The organism is Actinoplanes sp. NBRC 103695 (assembly GCF_030269485.1).
In the GTDB taxonomy this organism is placed as follows: Bacteria; Actinomycetota; Actinomycetes; order Mycobacteriales; family Micromonosporaceae; genus Actinoplanes.
Window position 1 is genome coordinate 1 of sequence record NZ_BSTL01000040.1, and the last position, 17,534, is coordinate 17,534.

The 17,534-nt window shown below is 70.7% G+C and carries 15 protein-coding genes, 1 pseudogene and 1 riboswitch; of the genes and pseudogenes, 9 read left to right on the forward strand and 7 right to left on the reverse strand.

The genetic code is table 11. The annotated features are described in order from the left end of the window. Both QSK31_RS42950 and QSK31_RS42955 read right to left on the reverse strand, forming a co-directional pair. On the reverse strand, positions 1-256 hold a 256-nt coding region (locus tag QSK31_RS42950; RefSeq protein WP_285690742.1), incomplete at its 3' end, for a sigma factor. Between the two features lie 254 nt (positions 257-510). Further along, a complete protein-coding gene (locus QSK31_RS42955) occupies positions 511-1,086 on the reverse strand; it encodes a copper resistance CopC family protein (RefSeq protein WP_285690743.1) in 576 nt (191 codons plus the stop codon). A 126-nt stretch (positions 1,087-1,212) separates the two neighbouring features. Here QSK31_RS42955 and nhaA point away from each other — a divergent pair, with 126 nt between their 5' ends. The 6 genes from nhaA (at position 1,213) to QSK31_RS42985 (ending at position 9,002) form a co-directional block, all read left to right on the forward strand. Next, entirely contained in the window at positions 1,213-2,436 is a 1,224-nt protein-coding gene (gene nhaA, locus QSK31_RS42960) for a Na+/H+ antiporter NhaA (RefSeq protein ID WP_285690744.1), read from the forward strand. 9 nt (positions 2,437-2,445) lie between these two features. Continuing rightward, the gene (locus tag QSK31_RS42965; RefSeq protein WP_285690745.1) at positions 2,446-3,507 is read left to right on the forward strand and encodes an aldo/keto reductase; all 1,062 of its coding nucleotides are present in this window, start codon (positions 2,446-2,448) and stop codon (positions 3,505-3,507) included. Between the two features lie 24 nt (positions 3,508-3,531). Further along, positions 3,532-4,716, forward strand: coding sequence for a glycoside hydrolase family 3 N-terminal domain-containing protein (locus QSK31_RS42970; protein ID WP_285690747.1), 1,185 nt, complete (start codon positions 3,532-3,534; stop codon positions 4,714-4,716). Positions 4,717-4,724: 8 nt separating this feature from the next. Beyond that, positions 4,725-5,597: an alpha/beta fold hydrolase gene (locus tag QSK31_RS42975; RefSeq protein ID WP_285690748.1), complete on the forward strand. Its 873-nt coding sequence runs from the start codon at positions 4,725-4,727 to the stop codon at positions 5,595-5,597. Continuing rightward, positions 5,594-5,722 (forward strand): hypothetical protein, encoded by a 129-nt coding sequence (locus QSK31_RS42980; protein WP_285690749.1) that lies wholly within the window; start codon positions 5,594-5,596, stop codon positions 5,720-5,722. The genes QSK31_RS42975 and QSK31_RS42980 overlap by 4 nt, the downstream gene beginning before the upstream one ends. A gap of 223 nt (positions 5,723-5,945) precedes the next feature. Beyond that, positions 5,946-9,002 (forward strand): discoidin domain-containing protein, encoded by a 3,057-nt coding sequence (locus QSK31_RS42985; RefSeq protein WP_285690750.1) that lies wholly within the window; start codon positions 5,946-5,948, stop codon positions 9,000-9,002. Positions 9,003-10,136: 1,134 nt separating this feature from the next. Here the strand turns inward: QSK31_RS42985 and QSK31_RS42990 are convergent. Together QSK31_RS42990 and QSK31_RS42995 are read right to left on the reverse strand one after the other, a co-directional pair. After that, positions 10,137-10,256: pseudogene (locus QSK31_RS42990) on the reverse strand (ErmE/ErmH/ErmO/ErmR family 23S rRNA (adenine(2058)-N(6))-methyltransferase); the annotation flags it as partial. Positions 10,257-10,275: 19 nt separating this feature from the next. Beyond that, positions 10,276-11,751 (reverse strand): cation:proton antiporter, encoded by a 1,476-nt coding sequence (locus tag QSK31_RS42995; RefSeq protein ID WP_285690751.1) that lies wholly within the window; start codon positions 11,749-11,751, stop codon positions 10,276-10,278. Between the two features lie 31 nt (positions 11,752-11,782). After that, positions 11,783-11,873: riboswitch (ZMP/ZTP riboswitch) on the forward strand. A 20-nt stretch (positions 11,874-11,893) separates the two neighbouring features. Here QSK31_RS42995 and QSK31_RS43000 point away from each other — a divergent pair. Next, positions 11,894-13,309 carry a glycine hydroxymethyltransferase gene (locus QSK31_RS43000; protein ID WP_285690752.1) on the forward strand — a complete coding sequence of 472 codons (1,416 nt, stop codon included), beginning with the start codon at positions 11,894-11,896 and terminating at the stop codon, positions 13,307-13,309. Positions 13,310-13,467: 158 nt separating this feature from the next. Here the strand turns inward: QSK31_RS43000 and QSK31_RS43005 are convergent, their stop codons facing one another. Genes QSK31_RS43005 through QSK31_RS43015 form a run of 3 tightly spaced genes read right to left on the reverse strand, consistent with a single transcriptional unit; the run spans position 13,468 to position 15,309 of the window. Then, positions 13,468-13,770, reverse strand: a complete 303-nt coding sequence (locus QSK31_RS43005) for a hypothetical protein (RefSeq protein WP_285690753.1) — start codon at positions 13,768-13,770, stop codon at positions 13,468-13,470. Between the two features lie 43 nt (positions 13,771-13,813). Beyond that, entirely contained in the window at positions 13,814-14,296 is a 483-nt protein-coding gene (locus tag QSK31_RS43010) for a metallophosphoesterase family protein (RefSeq protein WP_285690754.1), read from the reverse strand. Between the two features lie 20 nt (positions 14,297-14,316). Further along, positions 14,317-15,309 (reverse strand): LacI family DNA-binding transcriptional regulator, encoded by a 993-nt coding sequence (locus QSK31_RS43015; RefSeq protein WP_285690755.1) that lies wholly within the window; start codon positions 15,307-15,309, stop codon positions 14,317-14,319. 132 nt (positions 15,310-15,441) lie between these two features. Between QSK31_RS43015 and QSK31_RS43020 the strand changes: the two genes are divergently transcribed. Further along, entirely contained in the window at positions 15,442-16,488 is a 1,047-nt protein-coding gene (locus tag QSK31_RS43020) for a substrate-binding domain-containing protein (RefSeq protein WP_285690756.1), read from the forward strand. Between the two features lie 2 nt (positions 16,489-16,490). Beyond that, the gene (locus QSK31_RS43025) at positions 16,491-17,513 is read left to right on the forward strand and encodes an ABC transporter permease (protein ID WP_285690757.1); all 1,023 of its coding nucleotides are present in this window, start codon (positions 16,491-16,493) and stop codon (positions 17,511-17,513) included. The last annotated feature ends 21 nt before the right edge of the window (positions 17,514-17,534 follow it).

Here is a 17,534-nt window from a genome sequence, read left to right on the forward strand (position 1 = left end):
CGGGGTCGAACTTGTCGACCGCTTTGATCAGGCCGACGTTCGCGGTCTGGATCAGGTCGTCGGTGGGCTCGCCGCGGCCGGAGTAGCGGTGGGCGAGGTGACGGGCCAGAGGCAACCACGCCTCGATGGCCCGGTCGCGCAGCGCGGCCCGTGACGGGTGCCCGGCCGGCATGGCGGCCATGGCGTTGAGCAGGTCGGCAGCGCTCTCCGCGGGGGCGAGCGTCACATCTTCACTGGTCTGCGTCGTGACGGTCATGCTGGTTTCCTCCCTGTCACCTGTCCGGAGAGCCCGGCCTCCGGCGAATCGCCGGGGCCCGGTAGGCCAGGTTTTCTTCTTCAGCTTTGGGGCATGCATCTACCCGTTCAGTGGTGATGACCCTAGCCGAGAGGGCTAGCCGTGACTAGCCGAAAGTATGAGTGACTTTGAGTAGCTGAGCGATCACAGTGGAGGATTGCCCTGCTCGGGCGCTCGGGACTCGGCCATTGCGGTTGGTTTGCCCGAGACGCGTACTATTCGGTTGTTTTGCGGCGACGAGCGACAAAGATGGCGCCCGCCGCAATCACCGCGACCGCCGCGACGATCGCGATGATCAAGCCCGCGCCGGGGCCGTCGTCGTCGGACGTGCCGGCGGCAGCGACGGTCTCGGGCGACGCGGCAGGCGCGGCCGGAGTCTCGAGCGTGGGAGTCGCCGACGGCGGGGCGGACGGCGCGGCCGGAGAGTCCACAGTGAACTTGTACGAGCCCTTGACCGGGTGCCCGTCCTCCGACACGACGCTGTACGCCACCGAGTAGGTCCCGTTGGCCAGCGTGCCGGTCAGCGTCAGCACACCCTTCTTGCCATCCGCCTCGGGCCTGTCCGACGGCACCTTCTGCCCCTGCGCGTCGGTGACCTCGATGGTCAGCTTGGTCGCGTCGACCTTCTGCAGGAACGACAGCTCGACCTTCGCCGGTGACTCGGCGACCGTCGCGTTCTTGGCCGGCACCGCCTTGGTCAGCGAGTTGTGGGCGAGCGCGGGGCTGCCGGTGCTGATCACGGCGACGGCCGCCGCGACGACGGCGGCGGTGACGAGACGGGCGATGCGCATGTGAAATGTCCCTTATCTGGTCGGCGGCTCTGCCGATCCAACCATCCACCAGCCGGTAGGGTCGACGTCAGGTGTGCCGGGAAGTCTGGTCGGCGATGTCACAGCCGTGCCCTTAAGGAGCTTCCCGTGTCAGGACCGAGTCTCTTCAGCCGCGGCACCTGGCCCGAGGCGCGCCGGATCGCCGAGGTGCTGCGTGCCGAGACGGTCGGCGGCCTGCTGCTCGTCGGCGCCGCGGCCATCGCGCTGATCTGGGCGAACTCTCCCTGGGCCGACGGCTACCGCGTGCTCTCGGAGACCAGGCTCGGGCCGTTGACCCTGGCGGCGTGGGCGGCGGACGGGCTGCTGGCGATCTTCTTCTTCGTGGCGGGGCTGGAGCTCAAACGCGAGTTCGTGGCCGGTGACCTGCGGGATCCGCGGCGGGCGGCCCTGCCGGTGGTCGCGGCGGTGGGTGGCATGGCCGTACCCGCGCTGGTCTTCGTCCTGATCAATGCCGGCACCCCGCACCTGCGCGGGTGGGCGATCCCCACCGCGACCGACATCGCGTTCGCGGTGGCCGTGCTCGGGCTGATCAGCACGCATCTGCCCGCCCCGATGCGCATCTTCCTGCTCACCCTGGCGGTGGTCGACGACCTGCTGGCCATCGCGATCATCGCGATCTTCTACACGTCGTCGCTGCATCTGCTGCCGCTCCTGGCCGTGCTGCCGTGCGTGGCGCTCTTCGGACTCGCGTGGCGATTCCGGAGAACGAGACTGCTGCTCCCCCCGCTGGCCCTCCTGACCTGGTATCTGATGCACGAGTCGGGGGTGCATCCGACCGTCGCCGGCGTGCTGCTGGCGTTCACCGTGCCGGTACGCACGGGGGAGACCCTCGAACATCACCTGCGGCCGCTGTCGGCCGGGCTGGCCGTACCCGTCTTCGCGTTCTTCTCGGCCGGGGTGGCGATCGCCGGCGCCGGGCTCAGCACCATCACGGTCGGCGTGGCGGCCGGGCTGGTCGCCGGCAAGGCGATCGGCATCACCGGTGCGACCTGGCTGGTGCAGCGGTTCACCCGGGCCCGGCTCGCCGACGAGCTGAGCTGGTGGGACGTGCTCGGGCTGGGCCTGCTCGGCGGGATCGGCTTCACCGTGTCGCTACTCATCGGCGAGCTCGCCTTCGGGACGGGCACCGCACGCGACGACCAGGCCAAGATCGGCGTGCTGGCCGGGTCGCTGGTCGCCGCGCTGCTGGCCGCGGTGCTGCTGCGCATCCGGAACAGGCACTACCGGCGGATCGCCGAACAGGAGAGCGTCGACGCGGACGCCGACGGGATCCCGGACGTCTACCAGGAGAACCGGCAAGATCCGGCATAGGTTCGAGGCATGGAATATCGCAGCCTCGGACGTACCGGAATGCACGTCAGTCCGCTCTGCCTCGGCGCCATGATGTTCGGCGCCTGGGGCGAGCCCGACCATGACGAGTCCGTCAGGATCATCCACGCCGCGCTGGACGCCGGGATCAACTTCATCGACACCGCGGACGTCTACTCGCAGGGCGAGTCGGAGGTGATCGTCGGCAAGGCGCTCGCCAACGGCAAGCGCGACGACGTCATCCTGGCCACCAAGGTGCACGGCCAGATGGGCGTGCCGGTGGACGCGCAGGTCGGGACCAAAGGTGACCCCAACCGGCAGGGCAACTCGCGCCGCTGGATCGTCCGCGGCGTCGAGGACAGCCTGCGCCGCCTGAACACCGACTACATCGACCTCTACCAGATCCACCGGCCGGACGAGGACACCGACGACGAGGAGACCCTGTCCGCGCTGACCGACCTGCAGCGGCAGGGCAAGATCCGCGCGTTCGGCTCGTCCACCTATCCGGCGTACCGGGTGGTGGAGGCCCAGTGGACGGCCGAGCGGCGCGGGCTGGGCCGGTTCCGCACCGAGCAGCCGCCGTACTCGATGCTGGTCCGCGGCATCGAGGCCGACCTGCTGCCGGTCGCGCAGAAGTACGGGATGGGCGTGCTCCCGTGGAGCCCGCTCGCCGGTGGCTGGCTGAGCGGCCGCTACCGCAAGGGCGCCGACGAGCCGCAGACCAACCGGGCCAAGCGGATCCCGGCACGGTACGACCTGTCCCGGCCGGAGAACCAGCGCAAGCTGGAGGCGGCCGACGCCCTGGGCGAGCTCGCCGACGAGGCCGGGGAGTCGCTGGTCCACGTCGCGATCGCGTTCGTCATCCGGCACCCGGCGGTGACCTCGGCGATCATCGGGCCGCGCACGATGGACCAGCTCACGTCCCAGCTCGGCGCCGCCGACCTGACGCTCGGGCAGAAGCTGCTCGACCGGATCGACGAGATCGTCCCGCCGGGCACCAACGTGAGCGCGGGCGACGCCGGTTATGTGGCGCCGGCCATCGCCGACCCGAACCTGCGCCGCCGGTACGCCTGACCGGGTTCCGGTAGCGTTGGGCCGATGACCGCGACCGCCTCGACCGCCCGCCGTCGCCTGTGGTGGGTGCTCGCGGCGGTCGCGCTGACCGCCGCGTGCGGCGATCCGCCCCCGCCGCCGGCCGCCGTTCCCACTCCCGTTGTTCCGGACATTTCGCCGAGCGCGACGCCAAGCCCGGCCGACTGCGTGGAGACCGCCGTCAGCCGGCTCAGCCTGGAGCAAAAAGCAGGTCAACTGCTGATGATCGGTACGCCGGTGGACGAGCCCCGCGGCCTCACCGGCGAGATCGAGCGCCACCACCTGGGCGGCGTCTTCCTGGCCGGCCGCAGCACCCGCGAGGCGTCCGCGCTGCGGGCCGACATCCGGGCGCTGCAGGCCGAGGCGACCACCCCGCTGCTGGTCGCCCTCGACCAGGAGGGCGGCAGCGTCCAGACGCTCAAGGGCAAGGACTTCCCCCTGATCCCCTCGGCTGAGCGGCTCGGTCGCGGTTCACAGACCAAACTTCGTGATGAGGTACGCGGCAGCGCCACGCGACTCGCCGCCATCGGGGTGACGATCAACCTGGCCCCGGTCGCCGACACCGTGCCGACCGAGGTCGGCGAGGACAATCCGCCGATCGGCAACTTCCACCGCCAGTACGGCTCCGACCCGGCCGCGGTCGCCGTGGACATCGAGCAGGCGGTGGCGGCCTCCCAGGACAGCGGCGTGCTGACCGTCCTCAAGCACTTCCCGGGGCTGGGCCGCACCCGCGCCAACACCGACACGTCGACCGAGGCGGTGGACACCACGGCCACGGTGGACGATCCGTACCTGAAGCCGTTCGCCGCGGGCATCAAGGCGGGTTCGGCGTCGGTGATGATCTCCTCGGCGTCGTATCCGAAGCTGGACGACAAGACCATCGCCACCTTCTCCCAGCCGATCATCACCGGCCTGCTGCGGGAGAAGATGGGCTTCGACGGCGTGGTGATGTCCGACGACCTGGGCGCCGCGAAGGCCGCCGCCGCCATCCCGCCGGGTGACCGTGCCGTCCGTTTCGTGGCCGCCGGCGGCGATGTGGCGCTGAGCATCCGCCCGGAGGACGCCGAGCCGATGTCCGAGGCGCTGGTCGCCCGGGCGCGCAAGGACCCGGCCTTCGCCGACCGCGTCACCGACGCCGCCGAGCACGTGCTGCGCGCCAAGGTCAAGGCGAAACAGATCCCCTGCGGTTAAATGCGCACATGACCTATGTGACGTCGGGCGAGCTGCGGTTGTGGACGACGAGGGACGGCGATCCGGCCGACCCGCCGGTCCTGCTCATCATGGGCGCCGAGGCTCAGGCGGTCCACTGGCCGGCCGCCTTCGTCGAGCGCCTGGTGGCCGGCGGCCTCCAGGTGATCCGCTACGACCACCGCGACACCGGCCGATCCGACCTGGTCGACTTCGACGCGTCGCCGTACGGCGCGGCCGACCTGGTCGCCGACGCCGCGGCGGTCCTCGACGGCCTGTCCCTGGACTCCGCGCATGTGGTGGGCACGTCGATGGGCGGCGCCATCGCCCAGTGGCTGGCGGGTTCGTCGCCCGGCCGGGTCCGCACGCTGACCCTGATGAACACCACCCCGATCACCGGCGACCACCCCGGCCTGCCGCCGGCCGACCCGACCTTCATGGCAGCGGTCGCCGCGCTCGCCGACCTGCCCCAGACCACGCCCGCCCAGCGCATCGACGTGGCGGTCCGCGCCTACGAGCTCTTCACCGCGAGCCCGGGTTTCGACCGTCCCGCGGCCCGCCGCATGGCGGTGGAGGCCGTCTCGCGGGCCCGCGACTGGACGTCCGGCGCCAACCACTACCGAGGCGCCGAGGGCACCCCGCCGCCCCTCTCGGCGATCATCGCGCCGACCCTGGTGATCGCCGCCGAGGCCGACCCGATGTTCCCGCCGCCGCACACCGAGGCCCTGGCTTCACAGATCGCCGGCGCCCGCCTGGAACGCGTCCCCGGCCTGGGCCACATGATGCTGGCCCACGGCCAGCCGGAGCGCCTCGCCGACCTGATCGTGTCCCACACGCGCGAATTCTCAACTCCGGCCGGTGACAGCCGACCTAAGCGGCCATGACCGAGACGCTGCTGGCCGTGGCCCAGGAGTTCAGCGATGGCCTCTCCGCCATGCCCTGGTGGGCGCTCGTCGCGTGGCTGGCGTTCCTCTTCGCCGCGGCGACCCTGCCCAGCCTCATCGACTAGCGGCGCGGTCGGCGGCGCGTGTCGATGGAGAGCATCCCGGCGTTGGCGATCAGGCCGTGTGGGGGTCGCACCGCCGAGGAGGTGACCAGGGGTGAGTTGATCTTGAGTTGGTCTCGGATTGGTGTTCGTCTTTATAACGAAGAAGTTTCCGATTTGTCGGAGCGTGGCTCGGCGGGATATTCATAGGCACGTCTACCGCGACGTGGAGGTCTGATTGGTGCCGATGTCCCGCCGTCGCTTCCTCGCCTTCAGCGGGGTGCTCGGTGCGGCCGTGACGCTGCCGCCGCGGTCGAGCGTTGCGGTTCCCGATCCGCTGCAGAGTCCGCCCAAAGCGGACCCTGTGGCCGACGCCTATCACCGTGTGCTGCACCTGCACACACGCTGGGTGGAGAAGCAGTGGGACCAGGCGAGCGGGGCCTACAGTGCGGCCGACTTCCGGTTCGCCTCGGTGCTGGGTAACGCCGTGCTGCTCACCGATCGGCGTTACGACGCCGCGCTGGCCGGTGTGGGGCGGGACACGTTGCGGGCGCACACGGTTGCCACGATCAAGCGGTTCGCGGGTACCAATCGGCTGGCCGGCGGGGACGGGTGGGGGCGGCAGCTGTTCTGGGACTCCACGTTCGAGCTGTACTTCCTGCTGGCCGCCCGGCTGCTCTGGCGTGACCTGGACGTTCGCACGCGGACGCGGGTCGCGGCCATCGGGTCGGGGCAGGCCGCCTACGCGTTCGGGCTGGCGTACGGCAACGATCCGCTGAGCGCCGGCTCGAGCCCGAACGGCGCCGCGGGTGGCTGGGAGGGCGACAGCAAGCTCGCCGAGATGGGCGTCTACGCGCAGGCCATCGCGCCGGGGCTGGCCTGGGGCAAGGACGACGCGGCGCTGCGGGAACGCTTCAGCTACTGGGCGTCCAACGCGAGCGGGCTGCCGGCGGCGGACCGCGCCAACCTGGCACGGCTGGACGGGCTGCTGGTCAAGGAGCGCAACCGGGCCCAGAACCTGCACGACACCTTCGTCGTCGAACATGACGACGCGGTCGACCCGCATCACCAGGCCGAGCTGTGGCGGACCGCGGGCCGGGCGGCGATCCACTTCCTGGCGGCCGGCAAACCGGTGCCCGAGGTGCTGCTGCACCAGCCCAACGGCGAGCAGTTGTGGCGCACGCTCCGGCTGCTGGGCAGCGACGCGGGCGAGCCGGTCATGCCGATGGTGACGAGCCGCTACCACCTGTACGGGCGGGACGTGCTGCCGCTGGCCTACCTCGCCCAGGTGCTCGGCGACCGGGACGCCGCCCGCGCCGAAGCCGACCTGGCCGTGCGGCTCGAGCCCTACCTGCGGCACGACCCGGAGTTCCGCCTCGCGAAGTTCGGCGGCGAGGACGCCTCCGAGCCGGAAGCCCGCGCCGAGCTCGCCATCGCCTACCTCTTCCACCGCAGCCGCGCCCACCCCACCGTGCCGGTGACCAGCGCCGAGTTCTTCGCCCGCGCGAGCGGCACCCGCGACTTCGGCGCCGACGTCGGGCTGACCGTGCAGCAGACGCCGGCCGCGTTCGCCGCCGCGGCGACCAAGACCGGCTTCGTCAACCTGCACTGGCAGCCACGGCACGACAACTGGCTGGTCGACATGCGCGCCGCGGCCTTCCTCCCGGCGTCCACACGCAACCCGGGCGAGACCTGGACGCGGGCGTGGGACAGGCTCCGCGACGGGGTCGACGCCACCGCCACGGTGCTCACCTTCGGTGACAACTACGCCGGCTACGCCACGTTGCCGACCGGCACGGTGGTGTACGCGAGCACCGGCATCGGCACCGACGAGGGGCCGCTGGCACTGTTCAACCTGGACATGCCCGGCGTGCCGGGGCTGACCGGCAGGCGCACCTTCACCAGTAGCACCGGCACCCTCACGCTGGACGGCAGCGGCGGTGGCGGCGGCAACGGCGACGTGGACGAGCTGCGGTTCGAGCCGCGCACCGCCCGCTACGTCCGGATGCGGGGCGACGCGGCCGCCAACCAGTACGGCTACTCGCTGTGGACCTTCAGCGTCCTCGACGACGCCGGCGCCGACCTCGCCCAGGGCGCGCTGCCCGCCGCCTCGTCGTCCGATGTGTCCTTTCCGGCCTCCAACGCCACCGACGGCAACCCCGAGACCCGCTGGACGGTCGACCGGGAGGAATACGGACGGCAGGACGCCTGGTTCGCGGTCGATCTGGGTTCGCCGGTCACGGTCGCGGGGGTCAGGCTTTTCTGGGAGTCCGCGTACGGGACCAAGTACGTGATCCAGACCTCGGTGGACGCCGTCGGCTGGTCCGACGCGGCAGCCGTACCGTCGGCGCATGAGCTGTCCGGCGGCTGGGTCGACATCGACGGCCGCGCCGCCCTGGTCACACACGGCACCGACCGCACGATCACGGTCACCGCGACCGGGGTCATCGCGGCCACCGGCCCCGCGTCACCGGTCCTCATCGAGGGCTACGCGCACACCGGCCTGGACCTGCCGGCCCTGGCCCGCCGCCGCATCCCGCGCACCCCGCCCGGCCTGCGCGCCTCCGACGCCGACGGCTACCTGAGCCTGTTCAACCTCTCCGCCGACCCGGTCCGCGGCGCGACCGTCACCATCCCGTCCACCCGCCTGCTCTACCTCGGCTCGCAGGTGGTCCGCCGGGACGGCCTGGCCTGGCCGGTGACCCAGCCGGCGGCGACCGGCCGGGTCGAGCCGCCCCGCTTCAAGGTGACCGGCAAGCCACCCATCGGCACCCGCTTCGACGTGACAAACTCGCACCGGGTCACGGTCACCGCCCCGCACTCCGAGCCGGTCGCGGTGACGCTCACCTCCGGCACCTGGTCGGCCCCGGTGCGGCTGGCGGCCGGCCGGTCACGCACGCTGGTCGTGCCCGGCGGCCCGATCACCCCGGCGGCCGACCTGGCCCGCGGCCGCACCACCTTCCCGACCTCGCCGCTGCCGGTGGGCATGACCTCTCCCGCGTACGCCGTCGACGCCAAGCAGCAGACGTCGTGGCGCCCCGGCCCGACCGGCCGCATGGTGGTCGACCTGGGCACCGTGGAGACGGTGTCGGCGATCCGCCTGAACTGGACGCGGGGCCCCCGCCCGCCGATCCGCATCGAACGCTCCACCGACGGCGTCTCCTATCCCACGGTCGCCCGGGTCAGGAAGCCCGCACGGCACACCGAGATCCCGCTCGCCACGTCGGCCCGCTACCTGGCGCTGGTCGTCGACGGCTGGCGGCCGGGCGACGCCGAATTGGTGGAGTTCGCCGCCTACGGCTGAGCAGACGTCAACGTCATAGCGGTCCTGAATTCTCACGGCCAGGGTCAGTGCGCCGCAGTGGCGATCGGGCGGGGCCGCTTCTCTCGGCACGGTCCCGCCCGACGTGGTCCGAGTCGCCGTTCCTGACTCTCGCGAGGAAGTCCCGCTCGTCGTTGCCGGGCAGCCCAGGTGTCTGCTTGCGCTGATCGCCGCGGCGTCTGCCGGGTGCGGGGTTGCTGCGGGTATGCCAGGCGCCCGAGTGCCCGCTCGCCGTCGCTGCCGCCACTCACGGCGCTGCCCAGGCGCGGTCAGTGGTAGGCCCAGGCGTGGGTGGTGGGTCCGGGCGTGGGTGGTGGGTCCGGGCGTGGGTGGTGGGTCCGGGCGTGGGTGGTGGGTCCGGGCGTGGGTGGTGGGTCCGGGCGTGGGTGGTGGGTCCGGGCGTGGGTGGTGGGTCCGGGCGTGGGTGGTAGGTCCGGGCGCGAGTGGTAGGACCAGGCACGAGTGGTGGGCCAAACCCACCGAGTGGTGGGTCCGGGCGCGAGTGGTGGGACCAGGCACGCAGTGGTGGGCCAGGGCGGTATCCGGCGCCGAATACCGCTCTCAGCCACCACCGTCCGCGCGAGTGGTAGGCAGGAGTGGTGTGCCCGCCGCAGATGCCGCCCCTGGCTACCACTTGGCGCGTCCGGCTACGAGCGTGAGCGGCCGCAGTGACGGCGAGCGGGCACCCGGGCGCCTGGCAGACCCGCCGCAACCCCGCACTCCGCGACCGTGGCGGCAACCACCGCGAGCAGGCACCCCGTCCGCCTGGCACCCCGCCTGACCGTAGCGGCAGCGGCAGCAGCGGCAGCAGCGGCGGCAGCAGCGGCAGCGGTGGCGGCAGCGGCAGCGGTGGCGGCGGCAGCAGCGGCGGCGGCAGCGGTGGCGGCGGCAGCAGCGGCGGCGGCAGCGGTGGCGGCGGCAGCGGTGGCGGCGGCAGCGGTGGCGGCGGTGGTGGCGGCAGCGGTGGAGGCAAGGGCGGCGGCGGCAGGGGTAGCGGTGGCGGCAGCGGCAGGGGTGGCGGCAAGGGCGGTGGCGGCAGCGGCGGCGGCCCGGACAAGGCCGCCACCCCCGAAAGATGCCAAGGACGAGCCGAGCCCCCGCCCAGAGCACGCAGGCCTATCCACCGAGAAGGCGGAAGAGGGTGAGCCACTGTTCCGGCCAGACAACACCGACCGGCGTGTCCGGGCGCAGCCGAACCGCCCGGCACGCCCCCGAGGCCCGGCGGCCGTAGCGACGCGTACGCAAGAAAACCGAATTAACCGGCGGCCGCCTGACGCCGATCGATGTCGGCGATCAGCTCGCGGGCGGTCGCCTCGTCGAGCCGGCGGTCGACGACGGCCTGGCCCAGGGCGTTCCGCTGCGCCTCGAAGCCGGAGACCTCGGCCATGATCGACGAACCCATCTGCCGCATCGAAGCCTCCTGCGACTGCTCGGCTGCCAGGTCGATGCGCAGGCGCCGGGCCAGCGCACGCAGCGTGGTCCCCTGGATCAGCAAGGTGCCGAGCGTGACGACCAGTGCGATCACCTGGATCGCGTCGCGCCCTTCGACGTCGGCGGGGACCGCCGCGGCCGCCGCCAGCGTGAGGATGCCGCGCATGCCGGTCCACGAGACCAGCAGGATCTCCTTGGACGGCAGCGGCTCGAACGGCTGGCCTCGGCGTTTCTGTACGTTCTGTTCGAAGCGGAGCTTGAAGTCGGGGTCGCGTTCCATCTTCAGCCGCATCATCTTCCACTGCAGCGACCAGCGGCCGAACAGCACGAACACCGCGGCCAGGCGGATCACGACGGCCGCCACCAGCAGGACGCCGGCAGCGATCAGGGTCCGGCCCAGCCCGAATTCGAGATCTTCCAGGACAAACCGCAACTGCAGGCCGATATACGCGAAGACGAACGTCTCCAGCAGGAAGTCGAGCACCGGCCAGACCGCGTCCTCCTGGAGCCGGGTCAGGTGGCCGCCGGGGTACTGGTGCTGCGGGTCGAAGGTCAGGTTGGTGGTGACGGCGAACGAGGCCAGCACGACGGCGAGGATCCCGGACGCGTGGATCTCCTCGGCGGCCAGGAACGCGGTGAACGGCAGCAGCAGGACCAGCGCCGTCTCCAGCGTCGCGTTGTGCAGCCGTTTGCGCAGCCAGAGGGTGCCGACGCCGAAGATCAGGCCGATCAGCAGCCCGGCGACCGCGGTGTAGAGGAACCGCCCGATCCCGCCCGCCCAGGTGGCCTCGTCGCCGCTGACCGCCGCGACCGCGATGGTGAACAGGGTCAGCGCGGTGGCGTCGTTGAGCAGGCTTTCCCCGGTGAGGATCGAGGTGACCCGTTTCGGCAGGCCGAGTTCGCCGCCGTGCGAGACGGTGGTGATCGTGTCCGGTGGGGCGAGCACCGCGCCCAGCACGAATGCGGTGGCCAGGCCCATCGTCGGCAGCAGCCAGGAGGTGATCACGCCGAGGGCGGCGGTGGTCAGCACGACCAGGGCGACGCCGAGCGTGATGATCGGCCGCAGGTTGGCGCCGAGGCTGGTGAACGCGGCGCCGCGGGCGGCCGAGTAGAGCAGCGGCGGCACCACGATCGCCAGGATGAGCTCGCTCTCCAGCTCCAGCCGGGGCAGGCCGGGGATGAAGGACACGGCCGCGGCCAACACCACGATGATCAGGCCGGGCTGCACGCCGCGGCGTTTTGCCAGGGCCGACACCGCGATGCCCAAACCGATGATCAACAGGATCTCGACACCGTTCACGTTGATCACCGTAAGGGCACCGGTATGCTTTGGCGCGGGCCGTGACTGGCGTGTTCGGATGGGTCAACCATCGTGGAGCGGTCCCGTCTCGACGACGACTGCCGCGCGCCTGGGCTCTCTCCGACATGCTAGAGAGGTCCGAATGAACGCCGAATCCTCCGCTTTCCGCTCCGCTCTCGAGGTCGTCCGCACCATCGAGCCGCGCATCGCCGACGCGATCGCCAAGGAACTCACCGATCAGCGCGAGTCGCTCAAGCTGATCGCCAGTGAGAATTACGCCTCGCCGGCCGTCCTGCTGGCCATGGGCAACTGGCTCTCCGACAAGTACGCCGAGGGCACCATCGGCCGCCGCTTCTACGCCGGCTGTCAGAACGTGGACACCGTCGAGTCGGTCGCCACCGAGCATGCCCGCGAGCTGTTCGGCGCGCAGTACGCGTACGTCCAGCCGCACTCCGGCATCGACGCCAACCTGGTCGCCTACTGGGCGATCCTCGCCGACCGCGTCGAGGTCCCGTACCTCAAGAAGTTCGAGAAGCGCCAGGTCAACGACCTGAACGACGCCGAGTGGGCGGAGTTGCGGGCGGCGTTCGGCAACCAGCGCATGCTCGGCATGTCCCTGGACGCCGGCGGTCACCTGACGCACGGGTTCCGGCCGAACATCAGCGGCAAGATGTTCGACCAGCGCAGCTACGGCGTGGACCCGGCCACCGGCCAGATCGACTACGACGCGTTGCGCGCCACGGCGAAGGAGTTCAAGCCGCTGGTCATCGTCGGCGGCTACTCGGCGTACCCCCGCAAGGTGAATTTCCGCACCATGCGGGAGATCGCGGACGAGGTCGGCGCCACCTTCATGGTTGACATGGCCCACTTCGCCGGACTTGTCGCCGGTAAGGTCTTCACCGGCGACTTCGACCCGATCCCGCACGCGCACATCGTCACCACCACCACCCACAAGAGTCTGCGCGGCCCCCGCGGCGGCGCCGTCCTGTGCGGCCCCGAGCTCTCCGACCAGGTCGACCGCGGCTGCCCGATGGTGCTCGGCGGCCCGCTCGCCCACGTGATGGCGGCCAAGGCGATCGCGTTCGCCGAGGCCCGGCAGCCGTCCTTCGCCACGTACGCCCAGCAGATCGTCGCCAACTCCCAGGCGCTCGCCGAGGGCCTGGCCCGGCGCGGCGTGCAGCTGGTCTCCGGCGGCACCGACAACCACCTGGTCCTGATCGACGTGCACCCGTTCGGCCTCACCGGCCGCCAGGCGGAGCAGGCGCTGCTCGACTCCGGCATCGTCACCAACCGCAACGCGATCCCGCAGGACCCGAACGGCGCCTGGTACACCTCAGGCATCCGCGTCGGCACGCCCGCACTCACCAGCCGGGGCCTCGGCACGACCGAGATGGATCAGATCGCCGAGCTCATCCACACGGTCCTCGCCCAGACCACGCCGGCCGAGGGCTCCAAGGCCAAGTACACCCTCGACCCGGCCCTGTCCGACCGCGTCAGCAAGCAGGCGACCGAGCTGCTCGCGGACTACCCGCTCTACCCGTCCGTCGACCTGGGCTGAAATCCCTCGGTCGGCCGGGCCGAAATTCAAGATCAGAAGACAGATGTCGTGCCTCGGTGGGTGGTTGCAGACCGCAGCTCCCGCCGAGGCCGGGCACGTCCGGCCTGGCCGCTGCGCGTCCATAACGGCCGGCCGCGCCCTTCATTCTGCGTGGGTGGTCACCCTCTCGAAACCCGCGGGCGGTACCTGACGAGCGCGAACACCCCGACCGCGAAGCCGAGCAGCACGAGCAGGCCGCGCACGAGCCCGTCGAAGAGGCCGGCCTCCACGCCGAGGTAGCCGACGACCTGAAGCAGGAAGAACGCCCCGAAGCAGAGCGCGTACCTGCCGACCCGCCCCGGCTCGTCCACGGGCGTGACCCATCGCGGTACCGTCCCGCCGGCGAGGATCCGAACGCCGAGGCCGACCACGGTGAGCCCGATGATCGCCATGAGCACGTTGACCCACGCCATGAAATCCATGCACCAGGTATACCCACCGACAGCCAACTGTCCACATTGACCGTCAGGTGATCGGGTGGAGAACGACGTCACTGAGGGCCCCGTCGTCGGCGGTCGCGGTCATATAGGTGGCGTGCGGCTGACGCCGGCGATCGGTCGGCGACCCAGGGTTGAGCAGCCGCAGCCCGTTCGGCGCGGTCGTGTCCCACGGGATGTGCGAGTGCCCGAAGACCAGCACATCGACATCCGGGTAGGCGGCAGCGCAGCGTTTCTCGCGCCCGTCCTTGCCCCCGGTCTCGTGCACGACGGCGAAGCGCACCCCGCCGAGCTCGCCCCGGGCAACCAGCGGCAGCCGAGCCCGCAGCCCCGCCCCGTCATTGTTCCCGTAGACCCCGATGACCCGCCGAGCCCGCCCGGCCAGCGAGTCGAGCACCGCCTCATCCACCCAGTCCCCGGCATGAACGACCACATCAGCGTCATCCACCGCCTGCCAGACCACCCCCGGCAACGCACGGCTATGCGTATCCGAAATCAACAGCAAGCGCATACCCCCACGCTACGACGCCGTCAGGCGGGGATCTCGCCGGAGCCGCGGGGGATGAGCCGGGTCGGGATCCAGAACTCGCGCGGCGGCATCTCGCGTGCCGCCCCCTCAGCGCCGTAGATCCGGTCGAAGAGGGCCCGCGCCGCGGTTCGGCCCATCCGCGCCGGGTCCTGCGCGACCACCGTGACGGCCGGGTCGAGCAGGTCGGCCAGGAGGAAGTCGTCGAAGCCGACCAGCGCCACCCGCCGCTGCAGCCCGAGCCGGCGCAGGGCGCGCACCGCGCCGATCGTGATCAGGTTCTGGCTGGTGAACAGCGCGGTCGGCGGCGCGCCCCGGTCGAACAACGCCAGCGTCGCGCTCTCCGCGTAGGACGGATGGCGCAGCCGCCGCGCCGCGTGGGGGACAAGACCGGCCGCGCCGAGTGCGGCGAGATATCCGCGGTGCCGCTCGCGCGCCGTCGCCACCCGATCATGATCCCCGAGGTACGCGATGCGCCGGTGCCCGTGGGAGACGAGGTGGCGGACGGCGTCGCGGGAGCCGGAGACGTTGGTGGCGAGCACCGTGTCGGCCGCGAAGCCGGTGCCCGGGCGGTCGACCAGCACCACCGGGATGTCCGGGAATGATCGGAGGTAGCTCTGGTCGGGTCCGCTCGGCGCGATGATCAGACCGTCGGCGTGGCGCTCCGTGAAGGCGGCGGCCAGGTCGCGTTCCCGCTGGGGGTCCTCGTCGACGCTGGCCGTCAGCACCTGCACGCCTCGCGGGCGGGACTCGTCCTCGATGGCCCGGTGCAGTGCTGCCGAGAACGGGTTGCCGACATCCTCCAGCAGCACGCCGATCGTCCTGGTCCGACGGTCGTTGCGGCGCAGCATGCTGGCGCCGATGTGTGGCCGGTAGTTCAGCGAATCGACGGCGGCGTGCACCCTCGCGGCCAGGTCCGGCGCGACTGTGGTCTCGCCGTTGACCACCCGGGAGACGGTTTTCAGGCTCACTCCGGCGGCGCGCGCGACGTCGTTCATGGTGGGACGCGATTCCGCGGTCACAGATAGCAACATATCCGAAACTCATTGTTGACAGTCGATCCTCCGAGTCGTCTAGTGGGGACAACGTTGTCTCGTGATCTCGATCGCTCACTCGATGTGGAGGACAACATGCGACATCCGCTGCGGTCCACGTTGGCCGCATCCGCCGCCATGACGCTCCTCTTCGGCGCCGCCGCGTGCGGTGGCGATGACGGCGGTGGCGGCGACAAACCCGTTGTCGGCCTGATCACCAAGACCGACACCAACCCGTTCTTCGTCAAGATGAAGGAGGGAGCCGAGAAGGCGGCCACCGCCCAGGGCGTCGAGCTGCAGTCTTTCGCCGGTAAGCAGGACGGCGACAACGAGGCCCAGGTGCAGGCGATCGAGAACCTGATCTCGGCCGGCGCCAAGGGTTTCCTGATCACCCCGAGCGACTCGAAGGCGATCGTCCCGTCGATCGACAAGGCCAAGCAGGCCGGCCTTCTGGTCATCGCGCTGGACACGCCGACCGACCCGGCCGACGCCGCGGACGCCACGTTCGCCACCGACAACCGGCAGGCGGGCAGGCTGATCGGGCAGTGGGCGAAGGCCAAGTTCGACAAGGACGGCAAGCAGGCGAAGATCGCCATGCTCGACCTGAACCCGAATGGCGTCTCGGTGGACGTACAGCGGGATCAGGGTTTTCTGGAAGGGTTCGGCATCCCGGTCGGTGACAACAACCGGATCGGTGACGAGAACGACCCGCGGATCGCCGGGCACGACGTCACGGACGGCGCCGAGGACGGCGGGCGTACGGCGATGGAGAACCTGCTCCAGAAGGACCCGTCGATCAACCTGGTCTACACGATCAACGAACCGGCGGCGGCGGGGGCCTACCAGGCGTTGAAGGCGGCCGGCAAGGACAAGGCCGTCACCATCGTGTCGATCGACGGCGGCTGCCCGGGCGTGGACAACGTCAAGGCCGGCGTCATCGGCGCCACCTCGATGCAGTTCCCGCTGAAGATGGCCGAGGACGGCATCGCCGCGATCGCCGCGTTCGCCAAGGACGGCACCAAGCCGACGGCGTCCGCCGGCAAGGACTTCGTGGACACCGGCGCCACTCTGATCACCGATCAGCCGCAGACCGGAGTCGAGGCCAAGGACTCCGCCTGGGGCAAACAGAACTGCTGGGGCTGACCATGACCGCAGCCGTCAAGGAAACCGAGGGGTTCGAAACCCAGCGGAACGAGTCCCTGACCACGAAGATCCAGCATGTGCTGCACGCCAATCCGGTGTTCGGTCCGCTGGCCGTGCTGATCGTGGCGATCATCGCGTTCTCGATCGTCAATCCGCGGTTCTTCTCCGCGCCCAACCTGTCGCTGGTGCTCGCGCAGGTCACCGTGATCGCGGTGCTGGCCCTGGGGCAGACCCTGATCATTCTGACCGCCGGCATCGACCTGGCGACCGGCGCCATCGCGGTCTTCTCGTCGATCCTGATGGCCAACTTCTGCGTGAAGCTCGGCGTACCCGGAATCCTGGCTTTGATCTTGGGGTTGATCTGCGGCACCGTCATGGGCGCGCTGAACGGCTTCCTGGTCACCCGGATCAAGCTGCCGCCGTTCATCGTCACCCTCGGCACGCTGACGATCTTCTTCTCGCTGAACTCGGTGGTCAGCAAGAGTGAGACGGTCCGCGGCTCGGACATGCCGGACATCATGTCGTGGACCGGCACCACGATCCCGATCGGCGGCTTCCGGCTGACGTACGGGTCGATCATCATGTTGGTGCTCTTCGCGTTCTTCTTCTACGCGCTGGGGCGCACGGCGTGGGGCAAGCATGTGTACGCCACCGGCGACGACATCGAGGCGGCGCGGCTGGCCGGCATCCGGACCAACCGCGTGCTGTTCTCGGCGTACACGGTGGCGGGCCTGCTCTACGCGGTCGGCGGCTGGATCCTGATCGGCCGGTTGGCCTCGGCCAGCCCGAACGTCGGCACCGAGTACAACCTCGACTCGATCACCGCGGTCGTACTCGGCGGCACCAGCCTCTTCGGCGGCCGGGGCGGCGTGCTCGGCACCCTGATCGGCGCGCTGATCGTCGGCGTCTTCCGCAACGGCCTCCAGCTGGGCGGCGTCGAAGTGGTCTGGCAGGGCTTCGCGATCGGCCTCCTGGTCCTCGTGGCGGTGTCACTCGACCAGTGGATTCGGAAGGTGAAGTCATGACCGAGCGAAGCGAGCGTCATG

Excerpts from the sequence above, each read along its gene's own strand:
- QSK31_RS42955 (WP_285690743.1), bottom strand. The coding sequence starts at position 1,086 with ATGCGCATCGCCCGTCTCGTCACCGCCGCCGTCGTCGCGGCGGCCGTC.
- QSK31_RS42965 (WP_285690745.1), top strand. The coding sequence starts at position 2,446 with ATGGAATATCGCAGCCTCGGACGTACCGGAATGCACGTCAGTCCGCTC.
- QSK31_RS42970 (WP_285690747.1), top strand. The coding sequence starts at position 3,532 with ATGACCGCGACCGCCTCGACCGCCCGCCGTCGCCTGTGGTGGGTGCTC.
- QSK31_RS42975 (WP_285690748.1), top strand. The coding sequence starts at position 4,725 with ATGACCTATGTGACGTCGGGCGAGCTGCGGTTGTGGACGACGAGGGAC.
- QSK31_RS42980 (WP_285690749.1), top strand. The coding sequence starts at position 5,594 with ATGACCGAGACGCTGCTGGCCGTGGCCCAGGAGTTCAGCGATGGCCTC.
- QSK31_RS42985 (WP_285690750.1), top strand. The coding sequence starts at position 5,946 with ATGTCCCGCCGTCGCTTCCTCGCCTTCAGCGGGGTGCTCGGTGCGGCC.
- QSK31_RS43000 (WP_285690752.1), top strand. The coding sequence starts at position 11,894 with ATGAACGCCGAATCCTCCGCTTTCCGCTCCGCTCTCGAGGTCGTCCGC.
- QSK31_RS43005 (WP_285690753.1), bottom strand. The coding sequence starts at position 13,770 with ATGGATTTCATGGCGTGGGTCAACGTGCTCATGGCGATCATCGGGCTC.
- QSK31_RS43010 (WP_285690754.1), bottom strand. The coding sequence starts at position 14,296 with ATGCGCTTGCTGTTGATTTCGGATACGCATAGCCGTGCGTTGCCGGGG.
- QSK31_RS43015 (WP_285690755.1), bottom strand. The coding sequence starts at position 15,309 with ATGAACGACGTCGCGCGCGCCGCCGGAGTGAGCCTGAAAACCGTCTCC.
- QSK31_RS43020 (WP_285690756.1), top strand. The coding sequence starts at position 15,442 with ATGCGACATCCGCTGCGGTCCACGTTGGCCGCATCCGCCGCCATGACG.
- QSK31_RS43025 (WP_285690757.1), top strand. The coding sequence starts at position 16,491 with ATGACCGCAGCCGTCAAGGAAACCGAGGGGTTCGAAACCCAGCGGAAC.